This is a genomic window from Paraburkholderia phytofirmans OLGA172, from assembly GCF_001634365.1.
GTDB lineage: Bacteria > Pseudomonadota > Gammaproteobacteria > Burkholderiales > Burkholderiaceae > Paraburkholderia.
In genome coordinates this window covers 1,391,168-1,417,837 of sequence record NZ_CP014578.1, presented here as the reverse complement: position 1 = coordinate 1,417,837, position 26,670 = coordinate 1,391,168, and the positions used below count along the sequence as shown (strand labels likewise).

Genomic DNA, 26,670 nt, shown 5'->3' with positions numbered 1-26,670 from the left:
TGGTTGGGTTTTTTTATTGCCTTCGCGGCGCTTGTTGTCTGTATGCCTGCGGTGTTGGGTTTTTCTTGATCTCGCTTTTGTGCTCTTCCTTGATCTGGATTTTGTGCCCTTCCTTGATTTGTTAGTGGTTTATTAGCGTTCGCCCCTATGCGGGGCAGGCACTTACTTTCTTTGCCGCCGCAAAGAAAGTAAGCAAAGAAAGCGGCCCAAACCGCTAATGCTAAGTGGGGCCCGTGGTTTGCAAGAGGTAGTGGTGCATCTGGAATCCGTGCCCTCGCACCTTCAAGCGCTAGTGACAAAGGTATCATCAGCTCCCACTCCGCACTGCGTGCGTCGCGGACAGGTATGCATGGGAAACCAGGGGCCTCGCTTACACGAGGCGAGGACCATCGGCTTCCCCTCTGCGAATCCCCGAATGCCCAAGTATCCCAGCGCCCCGCAAGTATCAGTGCTTCACTCTGACTTACCAACAAGTCGTACCAGCCCACACTGTTCTAAATTCAAAATTCAAAGTTCGTACTTGGAATGAAGCCCGAAGCGCAGAGGTACAGAAGCAATAGAGGCAATAGAGGCAATAGAGGCAATAGAGGCAATAGAGGCAATAGAGGCAATAGAGGTAATAGAGGTAATAGAGGTAATAGATGCAATAGATGCAACAAACCCGACATGAGAGGAGCCACTGCGCCGCGATAGGCGTGCAGGCGCGAAAGCGTAGCGTGGGGTTGATGAAGTGCTCTTCGGCGCGCGCAGCGCCGCCGGAAGTATGACGCCCTTGTCACAAACGCTTGAGGGTGCGCGAACACAGATTCCAGATGCACCACTACCCTTTGCAAACCACGGCGCCCGCTTAGCATTAGCGGTTTGAGCCGCTTTCTTTGCTTACTTTCTTTGCGGCGGCAAAGAAAGTAAGTGCCTGCCCCGCACAGGGGCGAACGCTAATAGACCACTAACAAATCGAGGAAAGGCACAAATCCAGATCAAGGAAAGGCACAAAATCCAGGCCAATGAAAGCCCGACACCATAGATAAACAGACAACCAGACAAACAAGCGCCGCGCAGGCAAAAAACCCCAAACCCGGCACTGCCACAAAACCACCACCAATGCCGCCGCCAAAGGCAAAAAAAACTTTAATCAATAGCCTTCCCAGCAGTCTCCCGCATAAACGGAAGCGGCAACAACGACACAACCCCACATCCAATCAAATACCAGGCAGGCGCCAGATTACTCCCAGAAATCTGAATCAACCAGGTAGCAAAAAACTGCGCAAACCCACCAAAAATAGAAACTCCTAAACAATAGACAATCGACATCCCGGTAGCGCGAATCTCGCGCGGAAACATTTCGGGCAGCATGACGATATTAGGCACCGCGGTAAACGCAACAAACACAGCCAGCACCGCAACGACAGACAACAAAACAGGCACCGTAGGCGAAGCATTAATAATGATGAAAGCCGGATACACGGCAACAATCAGCAACACCCGCGAAATCCACAAAACACGTTTACGCCCCACGCGATCGGATAACGCGCCCGCAAATGGCGAGCAAATCACCGTCACGATCGCCGCGGTCCACGCGGCCCACAGCGCCGACGACATCGGCAAATGCAATATCCGAATCGCGTAGGTAGACAGATAAAACAGCACGATGTAGTTCGCCGCCGTGCCGCCAATGGTCGTCAACACCCCCGTCGTAATCACCCGCGAATGCTCGCGAAACAGCTTGCGAACCGGCTGTGCATCAGGCGCCTGCGCCGCCGAAACGGTACCGTCTTCCACCCCCGGCAACGTTTCGTCCAGATGCCGCCGGATATAAATGCCAATCGGCCCCATCGCCATGCCGATCACAAACGGCACACGCCAGCCCCAGCTCTCCAGCGCGGCAGTGGACAGCGCCGCCGCCAGCGCAACACCCAGCAGCGACCCGCATACGGTGTTCAACCCCTGACTCACGAATTGCCAGCTTCCGTAGAATCCACGCGTCTTGTCGCTGCCATATTCAAGCAGCAACGATGTCGATGCACCGATCTCGCCGCCCAGCGCAAACCCCTGAATCAATCGCGCAAGGATCACCAGCAATGGCGCGGCAATGCCGATCGCCGCGTAAGTGGGCGCGAACGCAATGATCGCCGAGCCGAGCGTCATCAGCCACAGCGTGAGACTCATCGCGGCCTTGCGTCCGGCGCGGTCAGCATACGCACCGAGCACAATGCCACCCACCGGCCGCATGATAAAGCCCACGCCGAAGGTGCCGACCGCCAGCATCAGTTGCGCAAGCTGCCCTTCCACCGGGAAATACAGCTTGCCGATGATCGTCGCGAAGAAGCTATAGATCGTGAAATCGAAAAACTCGAGGCCGTTGCCGAGCGTGATCGCAGCGATCGCTTTGGCGTGACTCGTGCGTTTGGCGGGCGGCATGGCCGACGCGTCGGCGAGATTCAACGCGTCAGCGCCTGCGGGTTGCGGTGTGGCGGAATAGTCCATCTGTGTCTCCGTGGTGTTCTTCCTGCTGATGCGCGGCGGCGGCCTTGTGTTGCCGTGGCCGGCTTTTTTCGTCTGCACACGGTCTGCAACAGCCTGGGTGAGCGCGCATCGCGCACGGCCTTCGTGCCCTCAGACCGACCTGTTGCAGCCGCCGTCAGACGAGAAACGTCTGCGCGAGCCGCACCCAGTAGGCCGCGCCCGTGGCAAGGCAGTCGTCATTGAAGTCATAGCCCGGGTTGTGGACCATACAACCTCCCTCGCCGTCGCCATTGCCGATGATCAGGTAGCTGCCCGGGCAACGCTCCAGCAGGAACGCGAAGTCTTCACTGCCGGTCAACGGTTGCATGTCGGCGATCAAACCGTCTTCGCCCAGCCAGTCAAGTGCGACTTGCCGTGCAAGACCGGTCATCTGTGCATCGTTGACGAGCACCGGATAACGCCGCTGATAGTCCACATGCGCCCGCGCGCCGAACACCGCCGCCTGCCCGCAGGCGACCGCCGTGATGCGCTCCTGCAAGTAGTTGCGAACCTCGGGCTTCAGCGCGCGCACGGACAGGCGCATCTCCGCGGTTTCAGGAATCACGTTCGGCGCTTCGCCGGCGTGAATCGCGCCGACCGTGATGATCGCCATATCGAGCGGCGCAATGTTGCGCGACACGATCGACTGCAACGCCAGCACGATCTGCGCGCACACCACCACCGGATCGACCGCCTTGTGCGGCATCGCGCCATGGCCGCCGCGACCGGTCACCTTGATGATCACCGTATCCGACGAAGCCATGAACGAGCCCGGCAGGAAGCCGAACTTGCCCGTCGGGAAACCCGGCATGTTGTGCATCGCGAACACCGCGTCGCACGGAAACTTGTCGAACAGGCCGTCTTCGAGCATTTTTTTCGCGCCGGCCTGACCTTCTTCGGCGGGCTGGAAAATCAGATTCAACGTGCCGTCGAAACTCTTTTCCTGTGCGAGGTGCTTGGCGGCCGCCAGCAGCATCGCCGTGTGGCCGTCGTGACCGCATGCGTGCATCTTGCCAGGCACCGCGCTCGCATAAGGCAGGCCGGTAGTTTCGTGAATCGGCAATGCGTCCATGTCGGCGCGCAGGCCGAGTTTGCGCGTGCCGCTGCCGACTTTCAATTGACCAACAACGCCGGTTTGACCCAGCCCGCGATGCACGCTGTAGCCCCACGCCTGCAAGCGCTCCGCAACCAGGTCGCCGGTGGCGAACTCTTCGTAAGCCAGTTCGGGCTGCGCGTGGATGCGGTGGCGCAGCGCGATCATTTCGTCTTCGAGTTCGGCGATGCCCGCCGGGATGGCCATGGTGTTCACAATGTCGTCTCCGTCTATGAAAGCGTGAACCCAGCATAACGACGCCGATATTCAAGCGGCAGGCGTAGAATCGTTGCGGCGGCAACCAGTAGTTGCCACCCATCTACGGGTTTTCCAGATGAAACTGCATCAACTCAGCACTTTAGCGGCCATTGCAGATACCGGCAGTATCCGGGCCGCTGCCCGTTCGCTCGACCTTTCACCGGCCGCCGTCACTAAGGCCATGCGCGAACTGGAGGCCGATCTGCACGCGCCGTTGCTGGTGCGCGGCGCGAGCGGCGTCGCGTTCACGGAGTTCGGCCGCGCGCTGGTCGTGCATGCGCGGTTGGTGCTTGGCCAGTTGCAACGCGCGGAGGCGGAGATCGAGGCGATGCGCGGCGCGGCGGCAGGCAAACTGTCGATCGGCGTCACGCCGTGGGTCGCGCTGACGTTTCTGCCGCCCACCGTGCAGCGGTTCCGGCAGCGCATGCCGGAAGTCCAACTGGAATTCTTCGAGGGCCTGTTGGCGGTCGTGCAACCGCGCTTGCGCGACGGCAGCCTCGATTTTTCGATTGGCCGTCCACCGCCTGCGTCGCCGCAATCGGAGTTTCATAACGTGCCGCTGTTTTCGACGCATTCGGCCGTGGTGGCGCGCCGCGATCATCCGAAAGCCGGTTGCCGAACGCTGCTCGAACTGGAAGACGCTGAATGGATATTGAACTGGGACCCCGCAAGCCGCGAGTCGATCTCGGACAACCTGTTCCGCAAACGCGGCATGAGCGTGCCGCACACGATCCACCTCGCGCATTCGCTCGCGGTCGTGCTCGGCCTGCTCGCGCAGACGGACATGCTCAGCATTTTTCCGTGGCCGCTCGTCGAGGTGACCATCGCGAAGGAGAATCTGTGGGCGCTGCCCTTGCGCGAAACGGTGGATGAAACCATCGTCAGCATCACGTCGCGGCGCGGCGCGCCGACCAGTCCGGCGGCCGCGTGTTTTCTCGACTGTTTGCGCGAAGTGATCGACGAAGGCGCGCGCTCGCAAGAGCCCGATCTGCGCCGTCTGTTTCATTCGATCGAACTGCTGCTGTAGTGGCAGAACCGTAGTGGCAGAACCCAATGACGTAACCCGATGACGTGAACGAATGGCTTAGTTGAGCGGCGTCTCCGGGCCCGGTCACTTCATCGTATTCAAGCCGGCGAGGTACGGTCACCCGCAGATCACCCGCGCTTCAGTCATCTGGACTGGCACGCGGCGCTGTAAGCCGAATCGCAGACACGCCCGCTATGCTTCGAGTGCGCAGCGGCGCGTCGCCCTGCAGCTATCTCGACCGACCGTGACCCAGACTCTCCACAACGAAGCCGTCCACAAAGCACCGTCTCCCGGTGCGTCAGCGGGTCATGCCGGCGCCTCGCTCGATCCGGCCCGTCACCGCGCCCTCGCCGAAACCCGGCGCAGCGACGGCGACGAACTGGGCGCCGTCGCGCATCTGATCGCCGCCCACACGCTGGACGCCTACGCCGCTGCGGTACCCGGCGCCAACGCCTCGAATCTCTGCGATGTCGCGACCGGATACCTCATGAAAGGCGATCATGTAATCGCTGAGTACTGGTACCGCCTCGTTCTGACGCTCGATCCGCATGTTGCGGTAGCCTGCCAGAATCTGGCCGCCATCCTCGCCAGCGTTGGACACGTGAGCGAAGCCGCCGCGTATCGGGAACGTGCCTACCGGATCCAGCGCGTCTTTGTCGAAGGAAGCGGCGCGGAGCAGCGCCGCGTGCTGATCCTCTGCGCGGCACACACTGCCGGCAATGTGCCGTTCGATGCACTGCTGCCCAACGCGACCTGCTGCCGCATCAAGTACGCGATCGACTACGCCGCCGACGAAGAAGACCAACAGTTGCCCGCCTACGATCTCGTGTTCAACGCGATTGGCGATGCGGATGTCGCCGCGCCGCTCTCCGGGCGGCTCGCGCGCTTCGTCTCGCGCTCTGCGCGGCCCGTGCTCAATGCGCCCTCTGTTGTCGCCCGAACTCAACGGCACCGTACTGCGAGCCTGCTCGACGGACTGCCGGACGTGCAGGTGGCGCCGTGCGTGCAGAGCGATGCCGCTCCGGCTTCACGCGCCGCGCTTGACGCCTTGCTTGCGGAGAGCGGCATCGGCTTTCCGGTCCTGGCGCGTCCTGCCGCTACGCATGGCGGCGACGGGTTGACGCTGTGCGAGAGCCGCGCCGCGCTCGAAGCGTGGCGCTCGGCACAAGGCGGGGTTGCATACCTGACGGCGTTTCGCGACTATCGCGGCACCGACGGGTTCTACCGCAAATACCGGATCATTTTTGTCGACCGGGAGCCGTTTCCCTACCATCTGGCGATTTCACCTCACTGGATGGTGCACTACTACTCCGCCGACATGGAACAGCATCCGTGGAAGCTGGAGGAAGAGCGGCGCTTCCTCGACAATCCGCACGCCGTGCTCGGCGAACGTGTGATGGGCGCAATCGCGGCAATCGGCAGAAGGCTCGATCTCGACTACGGAGGCATCGACTTCACGGTGCTGCCTGACGGACAGGTGCTGGTCTTCGAAGCGAACGCAACCATGCTCGCGCACTTCGAGCGCGGAACCGGCAGCCTCGCCTACAAAAATCCCTACGTGCAACGCATCGTCGAGGCTTTCGAACGGATGATGTCGCGTCACTCCACGACCTGAATGACACCAGGCGCTCGCAGGTTCGGAACGGCAATCGGAAAGCGGCGGCGCGGCGATGTCTCTCACCGCCCGCATGACTTTCGTTATGTTTGCGCGGCTATGGAGCATCACTAAGTTACGTCACTAAGTTACGTCACTGAGGTACGTCACCGACCGGCCGTCACGCCACCTCAACTCGCGTAGCCGACCACGCCCTTGATCTCCAGAAAGTCCTCGAGACCGAACTCGCCGTACTCGCGGCCATTGCCCGATTGCTTGAAGCCGCCAAACGGCGCATCGGGACTATAGTCCGCGTAGTTCAGATAGATCGTGCCGGTACGCAGCCGCTTCGCCACGGCATGCGCGTGCTCGATCGACGCGGATTGCACATAGCCCGCAAGACCATAGAGACTGTCGTTGGCCATCGCGATCGCTTCGTCTTCGGAGTCGTAGCCGAGAATCGACAGCACCGGTCCAAAAATCTCCTCACGCGCGATCGTCATGCCCGGCGTGACATTGCCGAACACCGTCGGGCGCACGAAGTAGCCCTCTTTCAAGCCTTCGGGACGGCCCGGACCACCGGCCACCAGCGTCGCGCCCTCTTCGATGCCCACGCCGATCAACCGCTGGATCTTGTCGAACTGCTGCTCGCTGATGACAGGCCCAAGATCAATACCCTTCGCATCCGCGGGACCGACGACCAATGCTTCAGCGGCTTCCTTCGCGTACGCCAATGCCTCGGCGAGGCGTGCGCGCGGCACGAACATGCGGGTGGGCGCATCGCACGACTGGCCGCTGTTGTCGAAACATGCACGCGTACCGCGCATCACGGCCTGCTTCAGATCGGCATCTTCGAGAATCAGGTTGGCCGATTTGCCGCCCAGTTCCTGATGCACGCGCTTGACGGTATCCGCCGCGGCTTTCGCGACCTGCACGCCCGCACGCGTCGAACCGGTAAACGACATCATGTCGATGTCCGGATGACGCGACATCGCCTCGCCCACCGTTGTGCCTTCGCCGTTCACCAGGTTGAACACGCCGGCCGGCACCCCCGCTTCGCCGAGGATCTCGGCGAAAATGATGCCGGAGAGCGGCGCCAGTTCCGAGGGCTTGAGCACCATCGTGCAGCCGGCCCCGAGCGCGGGCACGACCTTGGTGGCGATCTGCAAGGCCGGCCAGTTCCACGGCGTGATCAACCCGCACACGCCGACCGCTTCCTTGCGGATCAGAATGCTGCTCTTCACGTACTCGAATTCGAACGTGTCGAGCGTGCGGATCATCGTCTCCAGATGGGCGACGCCGGTCCACGCCTGCGCGTCGTTCGCATATTGCAGCGGTGCGCCCATTTCGCGGCTGATCGCATGCACCATGTCGTCGTAGCGCTTGCGGTAGACGTCGAGGATCGCTTGCAGCAGATCGATTCGCTGCGCGATCGTCGTCTCGCTATAGGCAGGAAAGGCACGCTTCGCAGCGGCTACGGCGCGGTCGACATCGGCCGCGCTGCCAAGCGAAATCTGCGCGAACGCAGTGGCCGTGGACGGATCGATCACGTCGAGCGTGGCTGCGCTGGCCGGGTTTTGCGGGTCGACCCATTGGCCGTCGATATAAAACTGCCTGGCGTGTTGCAGTTGCATGGCTTACTAGTCCTTTACATGAGTTGTGTCAGCTCAGACAGTGGGGCGCGGAGCGCGCCCGTCGCGGTACCGAAGGCTTTACATCGACGCTAGAGGCCCCGGCGCCTCCGGCCTGAACCCTGCCCTGCACGATCCCGCCGACGTCATTCTGGAAGGCGCCCCACGCCCTCAATGCTTTCTCCGATACGACCGACATGCTGTCCGCCGGCGCATGGCAATGCGATGCGGGCACGCTGAAGCTGGCCGACCTGCCGATCCACGAAGTCTTTGTGTACTGCGGTTGATTCACACTGCATCACACCGTTGCTTTAACAAGAACCGCACCCGTTAAGGTGCGGTTTTTTTATTCTGAAGGCAATGAGTAAAAAAACCACCAGGCAGAACCACAAACTCGCGACACCCTCCGCGAGTACATCCGCGGAAGTCGGTCCGATCAATTCCCATTCGACAGCCGGTGCGCGCGGAATGTCCAGCGCTTCTCCGCGTTCGCATTCGCCACGCGGATGCGGCGTCCACTTTTCTCAGACATCTGGACGTCACTGTAAAGACAATCGGCACGGGCAAAAATATCGCCCGCCCAACCTTTACTTCGATCTCCGGCGATGTAACCTGAAATTACCGTCCCATAAGGCTTTGCGGATGTAACCAAAGGCCGCGCGGGGACTTCCCTCTATCTGGTAGAGCGCAAACGTCGAAGCGAATAGCGAGAATCCTCGCCTCAGACCGGACTTGCTTCACGCGCCTGACGGCGCCGCTTCGCCGCGGCGACCGTCGGCAGCGGCACCGGCACCGCGCCGGACATGCCGTGCTCGATCAGAAAATCGCGGAACAGCCCGGCAACGTGCGGCAGGCGTTTATCGGACACGTGCATCACGTACCAGTCGCGCTCGATCGGATTGGCGGGCAAGGGCAGCAACGCCAGCAAGCCGGCCTGAAATTCCAGCGAGCACGCATGCAGCGACAGAAACGCGACGCCCAAACCCGCCTCGACCAATTGCTTGATCGCCTCGTTGCTCGAGAGTTCGGAGCCGATATGCAGCTTGTGGCCGGCCAGCCGAAACAGATTCTCGACGGTCGAGCGCGTGCCCGAACCCCGCTCTCGCACGAACAGATTCGCCGTTTGCAGATCGTCCAACGACAGGCGCTTTTTCTTCATCAGCGCATGGGCGGGCGAGGCGACGAACGCCATGGGATGCTTCGCAAAGGCAGTTGCCGCCGTGCGCAATTCGCGCGGCGCGCTGCCCATCACCGCAAGATCGATCTCGTGCGTGGCCAACATGCGGATGATGTCCGCTCGATTGCCGACCTTGAACTGCACCTTCACTTGCGGGCGCAACTCGGTGAAGCGCACCAGAAATGGGGGGATCAGGTACTCAGCGGTCGTGATCGCGCCGATCCGCAGCGTGCCGCCCTGCTCGCCGTGCAACGCGGCGAGATCGTCCGCCGCGCCATTCCATAGATCCAGGATCTCCAGCGCATAACGCGCGAGGATCTCGCCCGCTGCGGTCAACTGCACGCCGCGGCCCACCCGCTGCAACAGCGGCGCCCCCGCAGCCTCTTCGAGCAGACGCACCTGAAGCGACACCGCCGGTTGCGTGAGCTTCAATGCTTCGGCCGCGCGCGACACGCTGCCGAGCTTCGCGACCGTATGCAAGGTCTTCAATTGACGGAACGTGGCGGCTTTTAGCATAAGTTAAAACCTATATGTTCTGTATAAACATTAAATTGTGCTGCGGTTTTAGCCGATTCTATACTGGCCCTGACAGATGAGGCCGACGAATTCAGGGTGTTGCCCCGGAATGCCTTCACCGGCTCAGCACAGATAACTTCAGGAGGATACGGATCATGGCCGCAAACGATCGGCAAGGAACCTCTGCCGCGCAACACACCCAGCAAGGGCAGCAATCGACGCGAGCGCTGGCGCATCGCGTCGTGATCGTCGGCGGCGGAGTCGGCGGCCTTGGGCTCGCTACGCGGCTGTCGGGAACGCTCGGGCGCGCCGGTCTCGCGCAGATCGTGCTAGTGGATCGCTGGCCGACGCATTTCTGGAAGCCCTTGCTGCATGAAGCCGCGTCAGGGCAGCTCGATCCAGCCACGCATCAACTGCAATACGCGGTGCAGGCGCAACGGCATGGCTTCGAATTCGAACAGGGCGAACTCGCCGCACTCGATCGCACGAGCCGGCACATCACCCTGAATGCGCTCCACGACGCCGACGGCCGAGAAATCCTGCCGTCGCGGCAGCTTGCATTCGATACGCTGATCCTGGCAATGGGCAGCGTCACGCAATATTTCGGCGTGCCTGGCGCGGCCGAACACGCCTTGCCGCTCGAATCGGTCGCGCATGCGGAAGCGTTTCGCCGCAGGCTGCTCGACGCCTGCCTGCGCGCGAACCATGCGCGCCGCGCGCGGACCGCCCAGGCGGACACGCCGGTGTCGATCAACATCATCGGCGCTGGCGCAACAGGCGTTGAACTCGCCGCCGCGTTGCGCGACACAGTGCGTCTGCTGAACCGCTATAGCCCGTTTTCACTCGACCCCGTACGCGACTTCCGTATCCGCCTGATCGAAAGCAGCGAGCGCGTGTTGCCCGCACTGTCCGAAACGATCTCGGCGCGCGCGCAAAAAATGCTCGGCAGTCTCGGTGTCGACGTATTGAATGCCACGCGCGTCACCGAAGTGCGTGCCGATGCCGTGCTGACGAATGAAGGCGCGCCGCTCGCCAGCGACATCGCGATCTGGACGGCCGGCATAGCGGGGCCACCGGTGTTGCGCACGCTGGACGGCATCGCCGTGAATCGCAACGCCCAGGTGCAGGTGAACCGCACCCTGCAATGCACGAACGACGCGAACATATTCGGCCTCGGCGATTGCGCGGCCTGCCCTTCTTCGGAACACGCGGACGCGTTTCTGGCGCCGCGCGCTCAGGTCGCGCACCAGCAGGCGCTGTTTCTGGCGCGTGCGCTGAAGTGCAGGATAGCGGGCGAGCCCTTACCGGAGTTCGTCTATCGCGACGCCGGCACCTTGGTCGGTTTCGGCCGCGAAGGCACAATCGGCAGCCTGAGCAACAGCTTGCTGACGCAGCCGGTGTTCGTCGACGGCTGGCTAGCCACTGCCGTCTACAAGCTCATTTATCGCCGCCACGTGATGACGCTGACCGGCTTCGCACGCATGGCGCTCGATTCGGCGAGCCATTGGCTGCGCCGACGCGTGCACCCGGTGATCCGGCTGCATTGAGCACCTTCGTCATGATTCGTTCTCCGTTTGACTGAGTTCCAATCCTGAACGTAGGCCGTTGCACGAGTGTGAGCACCCCATGACAAATCCGTCGCGCATATTTACATCGACGCAATGAACGTTCGAAGCTCCGCATGACGAATTTGTCACGTTGTTCTCATCCTGATGTCGGCGAGGCATTCATACGATTAACGCTCCCGACTTCGAACCGAACCCTCATGCTACGTATTCAATCAATGCACTCCGTGGCGATGCGCGCTTCTACGGTGAAAGCGGTTGTGTCGGCGCTCAAGATGCGGTTCTGTGGATGCAAAGGCGAGATGCTCTCTCTGACGACTGCCTTGATGGCCATCGCGATCGGTTCGCTAGCGTTCTGGCTGAGCCAACCTGCTCATCTGTTCAACGGTGGCGCGTCGCCCCCCGCATCCGCAATCGTCACGCCGTTGAATCGCCCCAGTTCGCCGATCACGCACGGCTTGCTATCGCTCGAATTGCTTGCCGCAATGCAGCACCACTCGCCCAGACTGATGCACCATCGCTGGATATCCGGCAACAAGCACTGCGAGCTGAATGGCTCCAAGGCAACCTCACTGATCTCACACGATTTTCGCGTCCTCAGCGCGTGCCCCCGCCGGGCGACCGCACATTGACGCTTTCCGCAGGCAGCCTGGACTTGATCGACACCGCCGACCCGGCAGCCATCCGCCATCTTTCAACTCATGGCGCACCTGAAATAGCGAAAACTATTTTCTATCTCATCATGGTATAAGTACTGCATACGTTCAGTAGGCCATGACAAACATGCCTACCCGATTTCCGCGACCAAGTGTCTCAAAATTAGTCGCCGCCTCGGGAAGATCCCATGCATGCCTGACGCTATGAAAGAGCACATCAAAACGATCCGTCTCTCGCCGGTTGCGCTGTCTGCAATCGGCAGCGCAACCGCCCGTATTCGCGCAACCGCATCGGCAGCTTCAATCCCGATCGCCAGACTCACACGTCTCAACCTGAACCACTGCGCGCATCCATGGTGCCTCAACCGTGGCGAGCAAGGCATGCGGCTCATTGGCACCGGTACTCATCCGCTTGCGTCGTCGCAAAGGGTGCACCCATCCGCTCGCATTTAGCGCCACTCACGGCGCGAGGCGCGGCCCTGTCCGCGCGGCTCTCACTTGTCGCACCGCTAACGCGGTGCGGCGCAGAGGGCGTCACCAGGAGAAAGACCATGCGAATTCTGATCGTCGAGGACGAAGCGAAAACTGGCACCTACCTCCGAAAGGGCCTAACAGAAGCGGGATTTGTCGCCGACTGGGTGGAAGACGGCGTGACCGGCCAGCATCTCGCGCTGACCGAGGACTACGACCTGATCATCCTCGACGTCATGCTGCCCGGCCAGGACGGCTGGACCGTGCTGAGAAACCTGCGCCACGAACGTTCCACGTCGGTGCTGCTGCTCACCGCGCGCGACGACCTGGACGACAAAGTTAGAGGTCTTGAAATGGGCGGCGACGACTATCTGGTCAAGCCCTTCGATTTCGCCGAATTGCTGGCACGCGTCCGCTCGATCTTGCGGCGCGGCCATGGGCGCGAAGCCGCCTCGCTGCACGTCTCGGATCTCGCACTCGATCTCAAGCGCCGCAAGGCTACGCGCCAGGGCGACACGATCCTGTTGACTGCAAAGGAATTTGCGTTGCTATGGCTGTTGATGCGCCGCCAAGGCGAAATCCTGTCCCGCTCCACCATCGCATCGCAGGTGTGGGACATGAATTTCGATAGTGAGACCAATGTCGTTGACGCCGCGATCCGACGCGTACGCGCCAAAGTCGACGACAACTACGAACCGAAGCTGATCCACACTGTGCGCGGCATGGGCTACGTGCTGGAAGAACGCTGCAGCGAAGCGCGATGAAGTGGCACTTGCCCTGCTCTTTTCTGGCGTCGATAGCGAAGCGACTCACCAGGCCGTTCGCGCCACTCATACCGCGCACGTTGAGGACCCGGCTCTCGATTCTGTTCGCGGTATCGACGTCCTTACTGCTTGCATTCAACGGGGTGCTGCTGTATCACGGCCTGAAAATGCGGATCGACTCGACCTCCGCGCGCGAGATGACGGCAACCCTCACCGCCCTGCAGTTGAGCCTGCAAACAATGCCCGGACTCGACGCGATCCGCGCCGATCGCGAGGCCTGGTACGAACAGTTGCATGGCCACCAGAATCTCGACATCGCACTATTCGACACACTTGGCGTACCGCTCATTCGCACCAACGGCTACTGGCCGAATGCCGAGACGCTTGCGGTGCGCGCCGGCATCGCCCCTGTGCAGGTGAAGGTTGAAGGCACGTCCAGGCGCTTCCTGGTGGCGATGGCGCCGCTCGGTGGCGAATCCGGCGCGCGCGTGCGGGTGGTGGTGCAATACGACGGCAGCGTCGAGACGGCATTGCTGCGCGCCTACGCGCTCAACGTGTTGTTCGTCAGCGTGATCGGCACGCTGGTCAACGCGCTGCTGGCCTGGTGGATCGCCCGTTTCGGGTTGCGCCCGCTGGCCCGGCTGACTGCCCGCGCCGAACAGATCTCCAGCAGCCGTCTCACGCGACCGTTGCCCGAACGTGACATGCCGGGTGAACTCAAGGAATTGAGCCACGCTTTCAACCGTATGCTGGCGCGGTTGCACGAATCCTTCACACGTCTCACGCAGTTTTCTTCCGACCTCGCACACGACATGCGTACACCGCTAACCAACCTGCTGGCCGAAGCGCAAGTCGCCCTCTCACAACCCCGTTCGGCCGACGACTACCGGGCGGTGATCGAGTCGAGCGTGGACGAGTTCCAGCGCCTGTCACGTCTGATCGACAGCATGCTGTTCCTCGCCCGATCCGACAGCGCGCAACGCCGCTTATCGCTGCAACGAGTCGATGCACGCAGCGAAGCGTTGCGAGTCGCGGGCTACTACGAAAGCATGGCGGCGGACGCAGGCGTGGAGATCGTCGTGACGGGCGACGCACACTTCGAAGGCGACGTGCTGCTCGTGCAGCGCGCGCTGAGCAATCTGGTTTCGAATGCATTGACGCATGCACCGCGCGGCAGCACAGTCGAACTGCATTGCGCGAGGCTGCGCCGCTACGTTCAGCTATCGGTCTCCGACAGCGGCGTCGGCATCGCCGAGCCGCACCTGGAAAGAATCTTCGACCGCTTCTATCGCGTCGATCCGGCGCGCTACAACTCGGCACGCGGCACCGGCCTTGGACTTGCCATCGTCAAGTCGATCATGAACGAACACCGCGGCGAGTGCAGCGTCGAGAGCATCCCGCACGTGCGAACCACATTTAGCCTGCACTTTCCGCAGCGGCCCTCCACACTGTCGCTGCTTGCCATGCAGCGCGAGAAACTCCGCAGACGGCACCACAAATAAAGGCACATGACAGAATTTTCATCCGAGGATCACCGTCGCCTCATGGCTCTCACAGCAGAATGACTGACATGCCGGAATACAACTTCGGCATGCCAATCATTTATGGAGAGACAAATGAAATCAAAGCAGATTGCTCTAGCCACCCTTCTCTTGAGCGCACTGTCCACCACAGCGCTGGCCAATAGCGATAACCTTTTAGCATCGAGCAACTCCAACCCGAGCGATCTTTCATCGTCACAAAACGCGTCTGCTGCGCCGCCACCCCAAGTCTGGAAAACACGCGCACAGGTTCACCAGGAGCTCATCGAGGCACGCCGCGCGGGAACCATTCCAACCACCGAGGCCGACTATCCGCCGAGCCAGCGCACCATCGAGGCGAACCGCGCCCACCACCAGGTTCTGGAGCGTTACTGGGCCAGCAACGACTGAAGCGGACACAACGACACAAGGAGCACCGATGACCTACCCTCAACGCATGCTGGTCGAAAACCTCGCCTGGTCCGACGAAATCAGCACCCGCGATCCCGCCTACTTCCAGCGCCTTGCCAACGACCAGCGGCCCAATGTGTTGTGGATCGGCTGCTCCGACAGCCGCGTGCCGGAAGCCGTGACCCGCGCCATGCCCGGTGAGATCTTCGTTCACCGCAATATCGCGAATCTGGTCGGCGAGCACGACGACAGTCTCGCGAGCGTGCTCGAATATGCGCTCGTCGTCCTGCGCGTGCAGCACATCATCGTCTGCGGCCATCATTGCTGCGGCGGTGTGCAAGCGGCGTTGCGGCCGCCGGCTGCCGCGTTGCCGAACGTCAATCGCCGCATCGAGCCGATTCGCCGGCTGGCCGCGCTGCATACAACGGAACTCCGTCTGCTGGAGGATTTCGACGAACGCGCCGACCGGCTCGCGGAGCTCAACGTGCTGGCCCAGGTGCAGACACTGCACGCGCTGCCGCTGATTCAGGACGCACGGCGCGCCGTGCAGATTCACGGCTGGATCTTTTCGATGCACGACGGCCGCCTGAAGGCGCTGACCGACCCGCAATGGGCGCTCGGCGATACGGCCGATGCCCACGAGGCAGCCGGCTGAACGCCGGACCCGCACGCGCCGTGCGATCGGCGCAAGCGAAACGGCGACGCGATCGCCGCGCGATCCCGCCACGCCTCATGCGGCGCTCCGCCTGCGTTGCGAGCGCCGCCCTCCTCCCGCAGTTCGACTCCCCAGCTTCGAGGCATTTCTCACGATGACACAAGCTCACGCCACGCCACCTCATACGCCTTCCCCTAAAGCATGCCCGGCATCCGCCTGGCGCACCGACCTGCTGGCCGGCATCAGCGTATTCCTGATCGCGCTGCCGCTGTGCCTCGGCATTGCGACCGCCTCGGGCGTCGCGCCGTTCGCCGGCATTCTCGCGGGCGTGATCGGTGGGCTCGTAGTGGCGCTGCTGAGCGGTTCGCGGCTCAGCGTAAGCGGACCCGCGGCGGGCCTCGTGGTGATCGTCGTGCAGGCGCTTGCCACGCTTGGCAGCTTCTCCGCGTTTCTGACCGCGCTGGCGCTGGCGGGCGCCTTGCAAGTGCTATTCGGTTTTTTACGGGCCGGCAAACTGGCCAGTTACGTGCCGCCGCCGGTGATCAACGGCATGCTCGCCGCAATCGGCATTCTGCTGATCGTGAATCAGTTGCCGCTGGCGGTGGGGCTCGCCAACGGCGAGACATCCGCCGCCATACCGTTGCTGGCGCTCGTCTCACTGGCCATTCTCCTCGCGTGGGAGACGCCGGCATGTCGCGCCTTCAGACTCGTGCGCGCGATTCCCGCGCCGCTCGCCGTCGTGTCGTTCGGCATCGCGGCGACCGCACTCGCCGACATGCTCGCCGCGGACGTGGCGCTTGCCTCCACACAGCGCGTGGCCATGCCGCCGCTCGGCTCATGGGATGCCCTGAGCCAGGCATTCACGTTCGCCGATTTCACGCAGTGGCTCAATCCCGATGTATGGCGCGTGGCCATGGTGATCGCGATCGTCGCGAGTCTGGAGACTTTGCTGAGTCTCGAAGCACTCGAGCAGATCGACCCGAAACAACAAAAAGCGGCGCCTGATCGCGAGCTGAAAGCCCAAGGCGTCGGCAACCTGCTCGCCGGCATGCTCGGCGCCTTGCCGCTCACTGCCGTGGTGGTGCGCAGCGCGGCCAATGTGCATGCCGGCGCGCGCGGCCGCCTGTCGTGCGTGACGCATGGCGTCATGCTGCTGATCGCCTGCCTCGCGTTGACCAGTGTGATCAATATGATTCCACTCGCATGTCTCGCGGCGATCCTGATTCATACCGGCTATAAACTCGTCAGGCCGACCTTGTTCGTGTCGATGGGCAAGGCTGGCTTCGCGCAGTTCGTGCCCTTTATCGGCACCATCGTGGGCGTGCTGACGACCGATCTGCTGATCGGGATTGCGATCGGCTTCGCATTGAGCGTCGTGCTGGTGGTTGAGCGCAACATCCGCCGTGTGCTGAGTTTGACGCACGACGGCGACCACTATCTGCTGAGCGTGCGCAAGAGCGCGACGTTCTTCTGCACACCGCAGCTGAAGCACTATCTCGGACAGATTCCGTCAGGGGCGACCTTGATTCTCGATGCCACCCACGCCGATCATATCGACCACGACGTGCATCAGGTGGTCGACCGTTACGCGGCGCGGGCGGGGGCCAGCGGTGTGCGCGTCGAGTATAAGCAGTGGCCGGTGCGCCGCTAGCGCGGGGCGGCAGCGGCGGCGCTCAATCGAGAAACTCCGTCGCCCGCTTGCGCAGCACCGCGCCGAAATCGTCGAGCCAGCCGATCGACAAGCGCCAGCTCTGCCAGTAGAGATCGACGTCGATATGCTTGCCGGGCACCATGTCCACCAACTCGCCGCTGGCCAGATGCGGCGCGATCATCCGTTCCGGGCACATGCCCCAGCCAAGTCCCGTCACGCAGGCGCGCAAAAAGCCGGCGACGTGCGGAATCCAGTGCAGGGGCGGGTCCAATTCCGCCCGCGTGATACGGCGCATGAAGCGCTTTTGCAGCTGATCCTTTGGATTGAAATCGACGCAAGGCGCCCGCCGCAGCGCCTCGCGCGTGACGCCGTCGGCAAAATGGCGCTCGCGAAACGCCGGCGTGCACACCGCCAGATAGCGCATCCGTCCGAGGCGTGTCGAGCGGCAGCCCTGCACCGGCTCGGCTTGCGTGGTGACCGCGCCTTGCACGCTGCCGTCGCGAATCCGCTGCGCGGTGTGGTCCTGGTCGTCGATCACCAGATCGAGCAGCATCTCCCGTTCGACGCAGAATTGCGCCACCGCGTCGATAAACCAGGTGCCCACGCTATCGTCGTTGACCGCCACGCGCAGCGCCGGCCACGGTTCCACCAGCGCGCCGGGCAGCGCCGGCAGCCGGCCGGTGAGTTCCGCTTCCAGCAACAGCACGCGTTCGGTATGGCGGCACAGCAGCGCGCCCGAGGTGGTCGCGACACACGGCTGGCCGCGCTTCACGAGCACGCTGCCCACCCGCTCCTCCAGCAGCTTGACCCGCTGGGAGACAGCTGAGGGCGTCACATTCAGTTCGCTGGCCGCACGGTCGAATGAACCGTGCCGCACCACGGCGGCCAGTGCATCGAGCAATGCATAGTCGAGCATTAGCGTTCCTTAATCTGCATTAAGTAAATTAGCTTCTCTTATGAGCAGCAAAACCGCAGACTAGCCTCGTTCGCTTCCCCCGTCTACTGGATCGATTATGAACTGGCTGTCTTTTTCCCACGGTGCCGCCCTGTGCGCGTCGCTGATCGTGACGATCGGCGCGCAGAACGCCTTTGTGCTCCGGCAGGGCATCATGCGCTCGCACGTCGGCAAGATCGTTGCGCTGTGCGCGCTGTCGGACTTCATTCTGATCGGCGCCGGTGTCGGCGGCGCGTCCGTGCTGGTGGAGCGCTATCCGGTCTTCGTCCACGCGATGCTGTATGTCGGGCTCGCCTATCTGGCATGGTTCGGCATCAACGCGCTGCGGCGCGCGGTGCGGCCGGGCCATGCGGTGCTGGACGCCAATGCAAGCGGTGCGGCGCCGGGCACGGCAGCCGTGCAACGCGCGATGCCGATCGTTCTGATGACGTTGGCCTTCACATGGCTCAATCCGCACGTGTATCTCGACACCTTTCTGCTGATCGGCACGGCTGGCGCGCGCGAACCGGACGGCGCACGGGTGGCGTTCGCGCTCGGCGCGATGGCGGTGAGCGGGGTCTGGTTTATCGGTCTGGGTTACGGCGCCCGTGCGCTGGCGCCGCTGTTTCGCCGGGCGAGCGCGTGGCGCGTGCTGGATGGCGCGATCGGCAGCATGGTGTTGCTGCTGGCAGTGACGCAGTTGCGGTGAGCCTGGCGCACGCCGCCCGAGGACACGCGCCGGCCGGCGCGCCGCCGCGCGAACGCCTAGCCGGCCGCTGCCGCTTGCGCGGGTTGGTGTATATCGGACACCGAGGACGCCGAGGACGCCGAGGACACTGAGGACACCGAGGACGCCGCGGCCTCGTCGCGCGGCGCGAGTTTCATCAGCCGGGCGAGCACCGGCCATTTCACGAGCGACAGCTGATACGACTCCCGCGCCTGTTCGTCGAAGTACGTGGCCGGATCGACTTCGGGCAACCGGCGCCCAAGGCCGGTAATATCGTCCACCGGCCAGCCGCTCGCCTGCGTCCTCGCTTCAGCATTGGCTAGTGTCATTTGCCGTCCACCCATATGCCGTCCGGTGTCTTGACCACGTAACCCGACGCCGTCTTCATCGTCACGGTTCCTTCGTTCTCGCCGACCATCTGCGTTTGCGGCAGATTGGCGGCGTACTGCGCCAGGCTCACGCCCGGCTTGAACGGACTGTTCGAAACAAGGTTCGACAGCAGTTGGGCAATCGCGAGGAAGCTCGTCGGGTTGTCGATCACCGTGGTGGGTCCATGATTGCCCTGGAAGCCGACCAGCCGCACGCCTGCCGGTCCATGCACGATGCGCGGCGTCGGGATTTCACGCAGACCCGCGACCTGATTCGCATCCCCGTGCAGCGCCGCGCCATGCTCCGGCACGAACACGATCACCGCGCGCCGCCCCGAGGCCGCGATCAGATCCGCAAAGCGGTCGAAGTCGCTCATCATCTTGTTCACGCGCTGCGGGTACGAGTCGATACTCGACAGATTGCTGTTCGGCAGACGGTTGCCGTCGTGCAGGCTGATCGTGTTGTAGTAAAGCGCGACCGGGCCCGGCGTACTTGCGCGCTGCGCATACCAGTTGGCGAGCGTCGCGTAATCGTCGTGAATGGCCGATCCGTCGAAGGCATGCATCGCGACCGGCACGCTCGCGTTCGAGATCATCGGCACATTCGGCACACCGGTATTGTCGTTCACCAGTTGCAGGAAGTTGTCGAAGTGGCCGTCGTGATTCAGCATCGTCTGCGGCGTGTAGCCGGCCTGCGCCAGGTCGGCCAGCAGGTGGCATTGCTGCGGCGCGTCCTTGTAGAGATCCGCGTGCGCTTCCTGTCCGCAGCTCGCCCGCAGCACCCGAATCGCGGCCGGTCCGCTGTAGCTCGCCGCCGTGCTGAAGTGGGTGAACAGATAGTCGAAGTGGCTCAGCATCGGGTGATTGCGCGCCTTCACCGCGTCGAGGTCGTCCCAGGACAACGAACAGATATGCAGCACGATCACGTCGAACTGCGTCTTCGCATCGGTGCCGACATGGCCGAAGGTAACTTGCCGTTGCGATTCCTGCGTGCGGAAGGCCGACAGCGCCGCGTTATGGTCGAGTGGCTGTGCGGCAAGCGCATTGCCGGATGCGGCCGTGACCGGTTCGCCCTGCAGCCGCGCGTACATCGCGGTGCCCTGCTGCCACAGCGGAATCGCGACCAGCGCGAGCAGCACGAAAGTCGCCACCCGCAGCCAGCGGTTGACGATCAGATAGCCGACCAGCCCGCCAAGCGCGGTGAGCATCAGCATGGGCGGCAAGAAACGCTGCGCGAGTTCGAGCCAATAGTCGAAACTGAAGGTGGTGAGGTTGCCGAATTCTTCGGTCAGGCGCAAGAACGGCGGCACTTTCGCTTCGTGGTACATGAGCGGGATGCCGATCGCGAGACCGAGCAGGTTGCGCAGGACGCGCCATCCAAGGTGGCGCAGCGTCGCGCTCGCCACCAGCGCCAGCGCGAATCCGATGTTGGCGATCCACACCGGCTGTAGATGCCCGCCCGCAAATAGGTACAGCTTGATGATGAAATACAGGTTCCACAGCGTCATGGTCGGAGTTCTCTCATTGGCCGGGCGCACGCGCCATCGGCATTAATAGCGTGTACGGTCCAGCGCGAGCAGCGACTGAAGCGCGCGCAGCGCGCCGTTCAGCAGCCGCGAATAACCTTCGATGCCCATCGTCAGCACCTCTTTCAGGCCACGCAGCGGCGCGTCCTCGATCGTCTGTTCGTCCCAGTCGAGCCAGGCGTCGGCGCGGCCGAAGGTGCATTGCACCATCTGCCGCTCCTGTTCGAGCGTCTGGCCTTCGAAGCGCACACCGAGGTGCGAGCCCACATAGCGGCTCACATGCACCGGAAAATGGAACTGCCGGTCGCCACGGCTCAGACACACGCCGAGGCTGTCGCCGAGCGCGAGCGGCAACGCCGGAACGACTTCGAGACCGAGACCGCCGGTCGAATAGTCACTGGTGGTGCACGCCACCGTCGTACCGTCCACGAGCAGCAGCGTCGCCGCGGCCCGCATTGCGATACGGTGGGTGACGCGCACCTGCTTCGCCTCGCGCGCCACGCTCGCCGCCGCACCGAGCATCACGAGGTTGTAGAGCGTCCAGAACACATTCATCATGATCGTCGCGGTTTCACCACCCGGCCCGAACGTCAGCCGGTACACGCCCGCCATCAGCGCGCAGCCATTCAGCGCCAGCAGCACCAGATACGGTTTCGACACCGCCCAGTCGAAGTAGCCTTCGTCGATGCGCCCGCCCTTGTCGGTCACATTGAACTTGCCGTGCTTCGGGCTGAAAAACGCCACCGTGGTCGGCAGCGCGATGTACCACGCGAGCACCGATTCGTAGACTTCTGCCCAGAACGAATGGCGGAATTTGCCCTGCATCCGCGAGTTCGCGATGTTGGCGAGCACGATGTAAGGCAGCACGAAACCCGCGATGGTGGTCGCGGACGCGTTGATGAAATACATCTGGAAGAACAGGTACGCCATCGGCATGGTCAGGAAGATGAGCCGCGGCACGCCATAGAAGAAGTGCAGCATCGCGTTGCCGTAGCACAGGCGCTGGAAGAAACCCAGACCGCGGCCAAGAAACGGATTGTCGATGCGGAAAATCTGCGCCATGCCGCGCGCCCACCGGGTGCGTTGCTTGATGTGGCTGGCGAGACTCTCGGTGGCGAGGCCGGCTGCCTGCACGGTCGGCAGATACGCGGTCGTATAACCGCGCCGGTGCAGCTTGAGCGCGGTGTGCGCGTCTTCCGTGACCGTTTCGACCGCGATCCCGCCAATTTCGTTGAGCGCCGTGCGCTTGATGATCGCGCACGATCCACAGAAGAACGAAGCATTCCACAGGTCGTTGCCGGACTGCACGAGCCCGTAGAACAGATTGCCTTCGTTGGGCACGCGGCGGAAGGTGCCGAGATTGCGCTCGAACGGATCGGGCGAGAAGAAATGATGCGGCGTCTGCACCATCGCGCATCGGGCATCGCGCAGGAACGTGCCCATCGTGGTTTGCAGAAACGAGCGGGTCGGTACGTGATCGCAATCGAAGATTGCAATGTACTCGCCGTGCGTTTTTTCGAGCGCACGGTTAATGTTGCCCGCTTTCGCATGCTGGTTGTCGTCACGCGTGATGTAGCCGATACCGGCATCGCGTGCGAAATTCCTGAATTCCTCGCGATGGCCGTCGTCGAGCAGATAGACCTTCAGCTTGTCCGCCGGCCAGTCGATACCCTGGGCGGCGAACACGGTCGGCCGCACCACCGTCAAGGGTTCGTTATAGGTCGGAATATAAATGTCGACCGTCGGCCAGCTCGACGTGTCGGCGGGCAACTCGGCAATCGTACGGTTGAGCGGCCATGCGGTCTGCACGAAGCCGAGCAGCAGAATGACCCAGGTGTACGCTTCGGCGCCGAACAGCAGATAGCCGAGAATCGCCTCGCCCGGGGTCTGGAACGACAGTGTCTGCGTGACGCGCCACCAGATGTAGCGCACCATCGCAAGCAAGGCCAGGGTCGTCAGGATCAGCACGGGCATGCGGCCATGGAAGCGGCGCACCACCAGCGCCACGACCACCAGCACCGCGAAGAATTCGAACTGGCCGTCCGTCGACAGCGGCGAGGTGCCGATCATGGCCCACAAGACCGCGCCCACCACCACGATGAGCGGCAGGAGCCAGCGAATGTGGCCGATGCGCTGGGTGCCGGCTTCGAGCTGCATGCCCCAGCGCTGCCACGGCAGGCTCGGCAGCATCGCTTCGATGCGCTGGCGCACGCGCCGCCAGCGCAGCAGCACCGGCACGAGCCAGCGGTCGATCCGCGCGAGCGCCGCGCGCACTTGGGGCCTGCCCGTCGGGGCGTGCGGCTTCGGCGCCCGGATGAACGCGCGCCACACCCACGCACGCAGGCGATCCGGTTCGAGCACGCCCCACTGCGCGGCCAGATGCAGCACGGCAGCACGACTCCACAGTCGCGCGAGGTCCGCCCTGCCGGCTGCCGGCGGCTGGAAAAACACCCGCACGAACCAGTCGAGCGCCGTGCGCTCCGCCGGCAGCCCGAGGCCGCGCGCGAACCACTCGAGCGCGCGCTGGCGCAGCGTGCGCGCATGGCGGCCGGCGGAGACGGGCCCGTTCATGGCCGCTCGCCCGCGCGGCGCGCGTTTGCCGCCGGCGCGTCAGTCAGCGCGGCGGCGAGCCACGCATGAAGCCAATTCGCGAGGCCCTGCAGATCGTGCGACGTCTGCGAATGCGGTGCGTCGTCGAACAGCCACGTGCCGCGTGCGAAAGATTCGGGCAAGGCCGCGTCCAGATGCACGCGCTGCGCGAGCGGCAGGCCGTCGCCGAGCGCGGCGCCCAGCATCGCCAGCGCGTCGCGCTGCATGTCGCGCGCCGGATTCAGCCGGTTGACGATGATCCGCAGGTTCGCGCCACCGCGCCGCAACGCGTCGAGCCGCGCAACCAGGGTCGCGCAGGCGGCCGCTTCGGGCGGCGTCACGCACAGCACGAGATCGGCGCTCCGCACGGCCTGCTCGCCTTGCTGCGACGGATAGCGGGCCGTGTCGATGAGCACGGCGCCGTCGCCCGGCAGATCGAGTTGCGCGAGCGCATTCGCGAGCCACTGCGGTTCGGCTGCGAGGCGCGCATCGCAGCGCGCGCTTTGTTCGAGCGACACCGCGCCGTACGGAACGAACAGCACGCCTTCGTTATTGCGCCACGTGTGCGCATGCCACGCTTCGTTTTCGTCGAGCATGGCTTGCGCAAGGCCGGCCGGCGCGAGGCAATCGAGACCGAGGTGCGCGCCGAGCATATTCTGCGGATCGAAATCGAGCGCGACCACGGCATGGCCGCGCCGCGCGAGCAGCACGGCGAGCGCGGCGCTCAGGGTCGTGCGGCCTGTCCCGCCGGCGGTGGAGACGACAGCAATCGTCTTCATGACGTCTCCCCAGCGGGGCGCTCAGTGTCAGGCAACAGACGCGCGCGCAATGCAACCGGCTCGATTTCGCAGGGCACCGCATTGCTCGGATCGAAGCGGCGCATCGCCGCGAGACCGCGATGCGAGCCGGCGCGCTGCCACACGATCCACACGGGGATCGCGAGAATCAGACCGGCTACAAAACAGATCAACAGAAATCCCATTACTCGCTCTCCTTCTTGCGCAACGGCATCGCATACGGCTCGGCACGGCGTTGCGGCGGGGCCGTGCGCGGCGCTGGCGCTGGCGGAGGCTGCAGCGGCTGCAGCGGCCTCGGTGCGATTGGCCCAGACGCCTCGGCCTGCCCTGCTTCGTGGCCCGCCTCCGGCCCGAGCGCCCGCTCCGCTTCCGCACGCGCAGCCTCGAGCGCCTGCTCCACCGCGGCGAGCTGCCCGGCCGTGGACATTCCATCCCCGGCCGGCAAAACGGTGCCGGCGCGCGCGGCTGTGGCCGGCGGGGCGGTCTGATTGCGAAACGGCGTGGCGAACAGATCGCTGTAGTCGGCGATCGGCGTGCGCCGGCTCGCCGCGGCGAGCGCATTCAATTCGTTGCCGATGCTCTGCTCCGCCAGATGCACGATGTCGCCCGCGATCCGCTCGACCGGCACGTTGAAGATGCGGGCCAGCGCAGCGTCCCCGTCGGCCAGCCGGCACGCGAACAGGAACACGTACAGGTGCGAGGCATCGGCCGTGAAGACGTCGCCCGCACGGCGCGGCACGCAGCTTCTTAGCGCTTCGACGTGCGCGCATTGAGGCCGCAGCGTGAGCTTGACGAGCACATGCGGCAGCTGCAGCACAGCACTGCGTTCGAGCACCGCGCGCACCCGCTCGCAGAACGTGCCGGCGGGCAGATAGCCCAATACGTCCTCGCTCAGCGCAGCGCTGAGCGAGGTTCGATAGTCGGCGGCGATCGGTCGCGTGTGCAGTTGTCCCTGCAACGATTGCAGCAGCGACTGCATCCGCGAGAACGGCAGATCGCGGCCCAGCACCAGGTTGGCGCCGAGCGTCAGCACCAGCAGTTCGTATTGATGGCGCAGCACTTCACCCCGTTCGGCGACGACGATCTTCAACGCGCGCCCGGCCTGCCGGCGCAACGCGTGGATCGCCGCGCACAGCGCATCGAGTTGCGCGCCGCCGGCGTAATCGAGCACCACGGTCGCCGCCTGTGCGTCGACACACGCGGCGAGCACGGCCTTCTGATCGGCCAGCACTTCCCAGTTCGACGGCACCCACGCCTCGTGTCCGCGCACCACTGCGCGGCTGACCACCACCCGCTGTTCGTCGCGCGCCAGCATCCCATCGCCTCGCGCGTCGCCGTTGCCGAGCGCATCGGACGCGACACTCAGCCGGCCGTCATCGGTAAAGCGCAGCGAACGCACGTCACCGGTGACGAGCGTGCGACCCGAGCGCCAGAAATCCACATGCCATAGCAACTCGCCGTGGGTGTGCTCCATCCGCGCGACGCCCGCGCAGGCCGCGTGAAATTCGTTGCGGCCATGCTGCGCCGCTGCGCTGTTGAACGCGGGCTCGACGAACGGCGAATCGGCAGCGAAGTCGGCATCGGCGTCCGATGGCGAACCCAGCAGCAACACCAGCGTGATGTTGCGCACCGCGCACCAGTTCGCGAGCATTCGGCCTTCCCGTGCGAGTGCGGCCGGATCCTCCCAGTTGAACCAGCGCTCGGCGCCTTCGACGAAATACAGCGAACGTGAACGGAAGCCGAAGCGCTTGAGCGCGCGCAGACCGCCGAACACCCTGGCAAGCGCGACCGGCGGGACGCCATGGACGCCTGTGCCGGCGGAACCGGCCGAGGCGCCGCCGGCTGGCGGCATCGCGAGGACGCTCAGGTTGCGCGGCCAACCGGAAGCCGGCGCGTTGGCGCTGAAACCAAGTTCGCGCAGGCGCCTCGCGACCTGTGCGCGAGCGCGTGCCAGCACCACCGTGACGTCGCGCGCTTGCGCCTGGCGCGCGCTTTCCCAGAGCAGCGCGTCGGCGCCCGGCGTGCGCGCAGCGGCGTAGACCGCGTAGAGCTTGCCGGCTTCGAGCGTGGCCCATTCGCCGGGGAGCGCATCGATCGCCAGTTGGCCGACCGGCCACGCGCCGCGCTCCGATCCCGCGCGGCGGACAACCTGCAGCAGGCGTCGCACAAACGCGCCGGCCGGCGTCGGCTTGAGTGAATTCGTAGCGGTGTTCACGCGTGGCCTCCCTGATCTCATTG

22 protein-coding genes are annotated in these 26,670 nt (G+C 63.7%); 10 read left to right on the top strand and 12 right to left on the bottom strand.

Going from position 1 to position 26,670, the window contains the following annotated elements; translation table 11 throughout:
* Nucleotides 1-977: 977 nt before the first annotated feature.
* The 3 genes from AYM40_RS41275 to AYM40_RS06105 all read right to left on the bottom strand — a co-directional run bounded on the left by AYM40_RS41275 (nucleotide 978) and on the right by AYM40_RS06105 (nucleotide 3,811).
* The gene (locus tag AYM40_RS41275; RefSeq protein WP_158515243.1) at nucleotides 978-1,136 is read right to left on the bottom strand and encodes a hypothetical protein; all 159 of its coding nucleotides are present in this window, start codon (nucleotides 1,134-1,136) and stop codon (nucleotides 978-980) included.
* Nucleotides 1,129-2,484, bottom strand: a complete 1,356-nt coding sequence (locus AYM40_RS06110; protein WP_063495438.1) for an MFS transporter — start codon at nucleotides 2,482-2,484, stop codon at nucleotides 1,129-1,131. Before AYM40_RS06110 ends, AYM40_RS41275 begins: the two co-directional genes overlap by 8 nt.
* A gap of 154 nt (nucleotides 2,485-2,638) precedes the next feature.
* Nucleotides 2,639-3,811, bottom strand: coding sequence for a M20 aminoacylase family protein (locus AYM40_RS06105; RefSeq protein ID WP_063495437.1), 1,173 nt, complete (start codon nucleotides 3,809-3,811; stop codon nucleotides 2,639-2,641).
* A gap of 118 nt (nucleotides 3,812-3,929) precedes the next feature.
* Between AYM40_RS06105 and AYM40_RS06100 the strand changes: the two genes are divergently transcribed.
* Together AYM40_RS06100 and AYM40_RS06095 are read left to right on the top strand one after the other, a co-directional pair.
* A complete protein-coding gene (locus AYM40_RS06100) occupies nucleotides 3,930-4,880 on the top strand; it encodes a LysR substrate-binding domain-containing protein (RefSeq protein ID WP_063495436.1) in 951 nt (316 codons plus the stop codon).
* A 244-nt stretch (nucleotides 4,881-5,124) separates the two neighbouring features.
* Nucleotides 5,125-6,495, top strand: coding sequence for an ATP-grasp domain-containing protein (locus AYM40_RS06095; protein ID WP_148662109.1), 1,371 nt, complete (start codon nucleotides 5,125-5,127; stop codon nucleotides 6,493-6,495).
* A gap of 170 nt (nucleotides 6,496-6,665) precedes the next feature.
* Here AYM40_RS06095 and AYM40_RS06090 read toward each other — a convergent pair whose 3' ends face one another.
* Nucleotides 6,666-8,102 (bottom strand): aldehyde dehydrogenase family protein, encoded by a 1,437-nt coding sequence (locus AYM40_RS06090; protein WP_063497867.1) that lies wholly within the window; start codon nucleotides 8,100-8,102, stop codon nucleotides 6,666-6,668.
* Between the two features lie 724 nt (nucleotides 8,103-8,826).
* Nucleotides 8,827-9,798 (bottom strand): LysR family transcriptional regulator, encoded by a 972-nt coding sequence (locus AYM40_RS06080; RefSeq protein ID WP_063495434.1) that lies wholly within the window; start codon nucleotides 9,796-9,798, stop codon nucleotides 8,827-8,829.
* Between the two features lie 155 nt (nucleotides 9,799-9,953).
* On the opposite strand from AYM40_RS06080, the gene AYM40_RS06075 reads away from it, so the two are divergent.
* The 7 genes from AYM40_RS06075 to AYM40_RS06040 all read left to right on the top strand — a co-directional run bounded on the left by AYM40_RS06075 (nucleotide 9,954) and on the right by AYM40_RS06040 (nucleotide 17,491).
* Nucleotides 9,954-11,345: an NAD(P)/FAD-dependent oxidoreductase gene (locus tag AYM40_RS06075; protein WP_082854964.1), complete on the top strand. Its 1,392-nt coding sequence runs from the start codon at nucleotides 9,954-9,956 to the stop codon at nucleotides 11,343-11,345.
* A gap of 134 nt (nucleotides 11,346-11,479) precedes the next feature.
* A complete protein-coding gene (locus AYM40_RS06070; RefSeq protein ID WP_148662108.1) occupies nucleotides 11,480-11,995 on the top strand; it encodes a hypothetical protein in 516 nt (171 codons plus the stop codon).
* A gap of 575 nt (nucleotides 11,996-12,570) precedes the next feature.
* A complete protein-coding gene (gene irlR, locus AYM40_RS06060) occupies nucleotides 12,571-13,254 on the top strand; it encodes a heavy metal response regulator transcription factor IrlR (protein ID WP_063495431.1) in 684 nt (227 codons plus the stop codon).
* An 8-nt stretch (nucleotides 13,255-13,262) separates the two neighbouring features.
* Entirely contained in the window at nucleotides 13,263-14,756 is a 1,494-nt protein-coding gene (locus AYM40_RS06055; protein ID WP_236720901.1) for a heavy metal sensor histidine kinase, read from the top strand.
* A 114-nt stretch (nucleotides 14,757-14,870) separates the two neighbouring features.
* Nucleotides 14,871-15,185 (top strand): DUF4148 domain-containing protein, encoded by a 315-nt coding sequence (locus tag AYM40_RS06050; RefSeq protein ID WP_063495430.1) that lies wholly within the window; start codon nucleotides 14,871-14,873, stop codon nucleotides 15,183-15,185.
* A gap of 28 nt (nucleotides 15,186-15,213) precedes the next feature.
* Nucleotides 15,214-15,840, top strand: coding sequence for a carbonic anhydrase (locus tag AYM40_RS06045; protein WP_063495429.1), 627 nt, complete (start codon nucleotides 15,214-15,216; stop codon nucleotides 15,838-15,840).
* Nucleotides 15,841-15,994: 154 nt separating this feature from the next.
* Nucleotides 15,995-17,491 carry a SulP family inorganic anion transporter gene (locus AYM40_RS06040; protein WP_082855151.1) on the top strand — a complete coding sequence of 499 codons (1,497 nt, stop codon included), beginning with the start codon at nucleotides 15,995-15,997 and terminating at the stop codon, nucleotides 17,489-17,491.
* A gap of 22 nt (nucleotides 17,492-17,513) precedes the next feature.
* Here AYM40_RS06040 and AYM40_RS06035 read toward each other — a convergent pair whose 3' ends face one another.
* On the bottom strand, nucleotides 17,514-18,407 hold the full coding sequence (locus AYM40_RS06035; RefSeq protein ID WP_063495428.1) for a LysR family transcriptional regulator ArgP: 894 nt from the start codon (nucleotides 18,405-18,407) through the stop codon (nucleotides 17,514-17,516).
* Nucleotides 18,408-18,504: 97 nt separating this feature from the next.
* On the opposite strand from AYM40_RS06035, the gene AYM40_RS06030 reads away from it, so the two are divergent.
* Nucleotides 18,505-19,134 (top strand): LysE/ArgO family amino acid transporter, encoded by a 630-nt coding sequence (locus AYM40_RS06030; protein WP_063495427.1) that lies wholly within the window; start codon nucleotides 18,505-18,507, stop codon nucleotides 19,132-19,134.
* Nucleotides 19,135-19,190: 56 nt separating this feature from the next.
* On the opposite strand, the gene AYM40_RS43595 is transcribed toward AYM40_RS06030, so the two are convergent.
* From AYM40_RS43595 to bcsE, 6 genes are read right to left on the bottom strand one after another with little or no spacing between them, the layout of a single operon-like run.
* Nucleotides 19,191-19,481, bottom strand: a complete 291-nt coding sequence (locus AYM40_RS43595) for a hypothetical protein (protein ID WP_236720900.1) — start codon at nucleotides 19,479-19,481, stop codon at nucleotides 19,191-19,193.
* Entirely contained in the window at nucleotides 19,478-21,028 is a 1,551-nt protein-coding gene (gene bcsG, locus AYM40_RS06020; protein ID WP_063495426.1) for a cellulose biosynthesis protein BcsG, read from the bottom strand. Before bcsG ends, AYM40_RS43595 begins: the two co-directional genes overlap by 4 nt.
* Nucleotides 21,029-21,070: 42 nt before the next feature.
* Nucleotides 21,071-23,617, bottom strand: a complete 2,547-nt coding sequence (gene bcsA / locus AYM40_RS06015) for a UDP-forming cellulose synthase catalytic subunit (protein ID WP_063495425.1) — start codon at nucleotides 23,615-23,617, stop codon at nucleotides 21,071-21,073.
* The gene (gene bcsQ / locus AYM40_RS06010) at nucleotides 23,614-24,414 is read right to left on the bottom strand and encodes a cellulose biosynthesis protein BcsQ (protein WP_063495424.1); all 801 of its coding nucleotides are present in this window, start codon (nucleotides 24,412-24,414) and stop codon (nucleotides 23,614-23,616) included. Before bcsQ ends, bcsA begins: the two co-directional genes overlap by 4 nt.
* Nucleotides 24,411-24,617: a hypothetical protein gene (locus AYM40_RS06005; RefSeq protein WP_063495423.1), complete on the bottom strand. Its 207-nt coding sequence runs from the start codon at nucleotides 24,615-24,617 to the stop codon at nucleotides 24,411-24,413. Before AYM40_RS06005 ends, bcsQ begins: the two co-directional genes overlap by 4 nt.
* Entirely contained in the window at nucleotides 24,617-26,668 is a 2,052-nt protein-coding gene (bcsE, locus tag AYM40_RS06000) for a cellulose biosynthesis protein BcsE (RefSeq protein WP_082854962.1), read from the bottom strand. Before bcsE ends, AYM40_RS06005 begins: the two co-directional genes overlap by 1 nt.
* Nucleotides 26,669-26,670 lie beyond the last annotated feature (2 nt).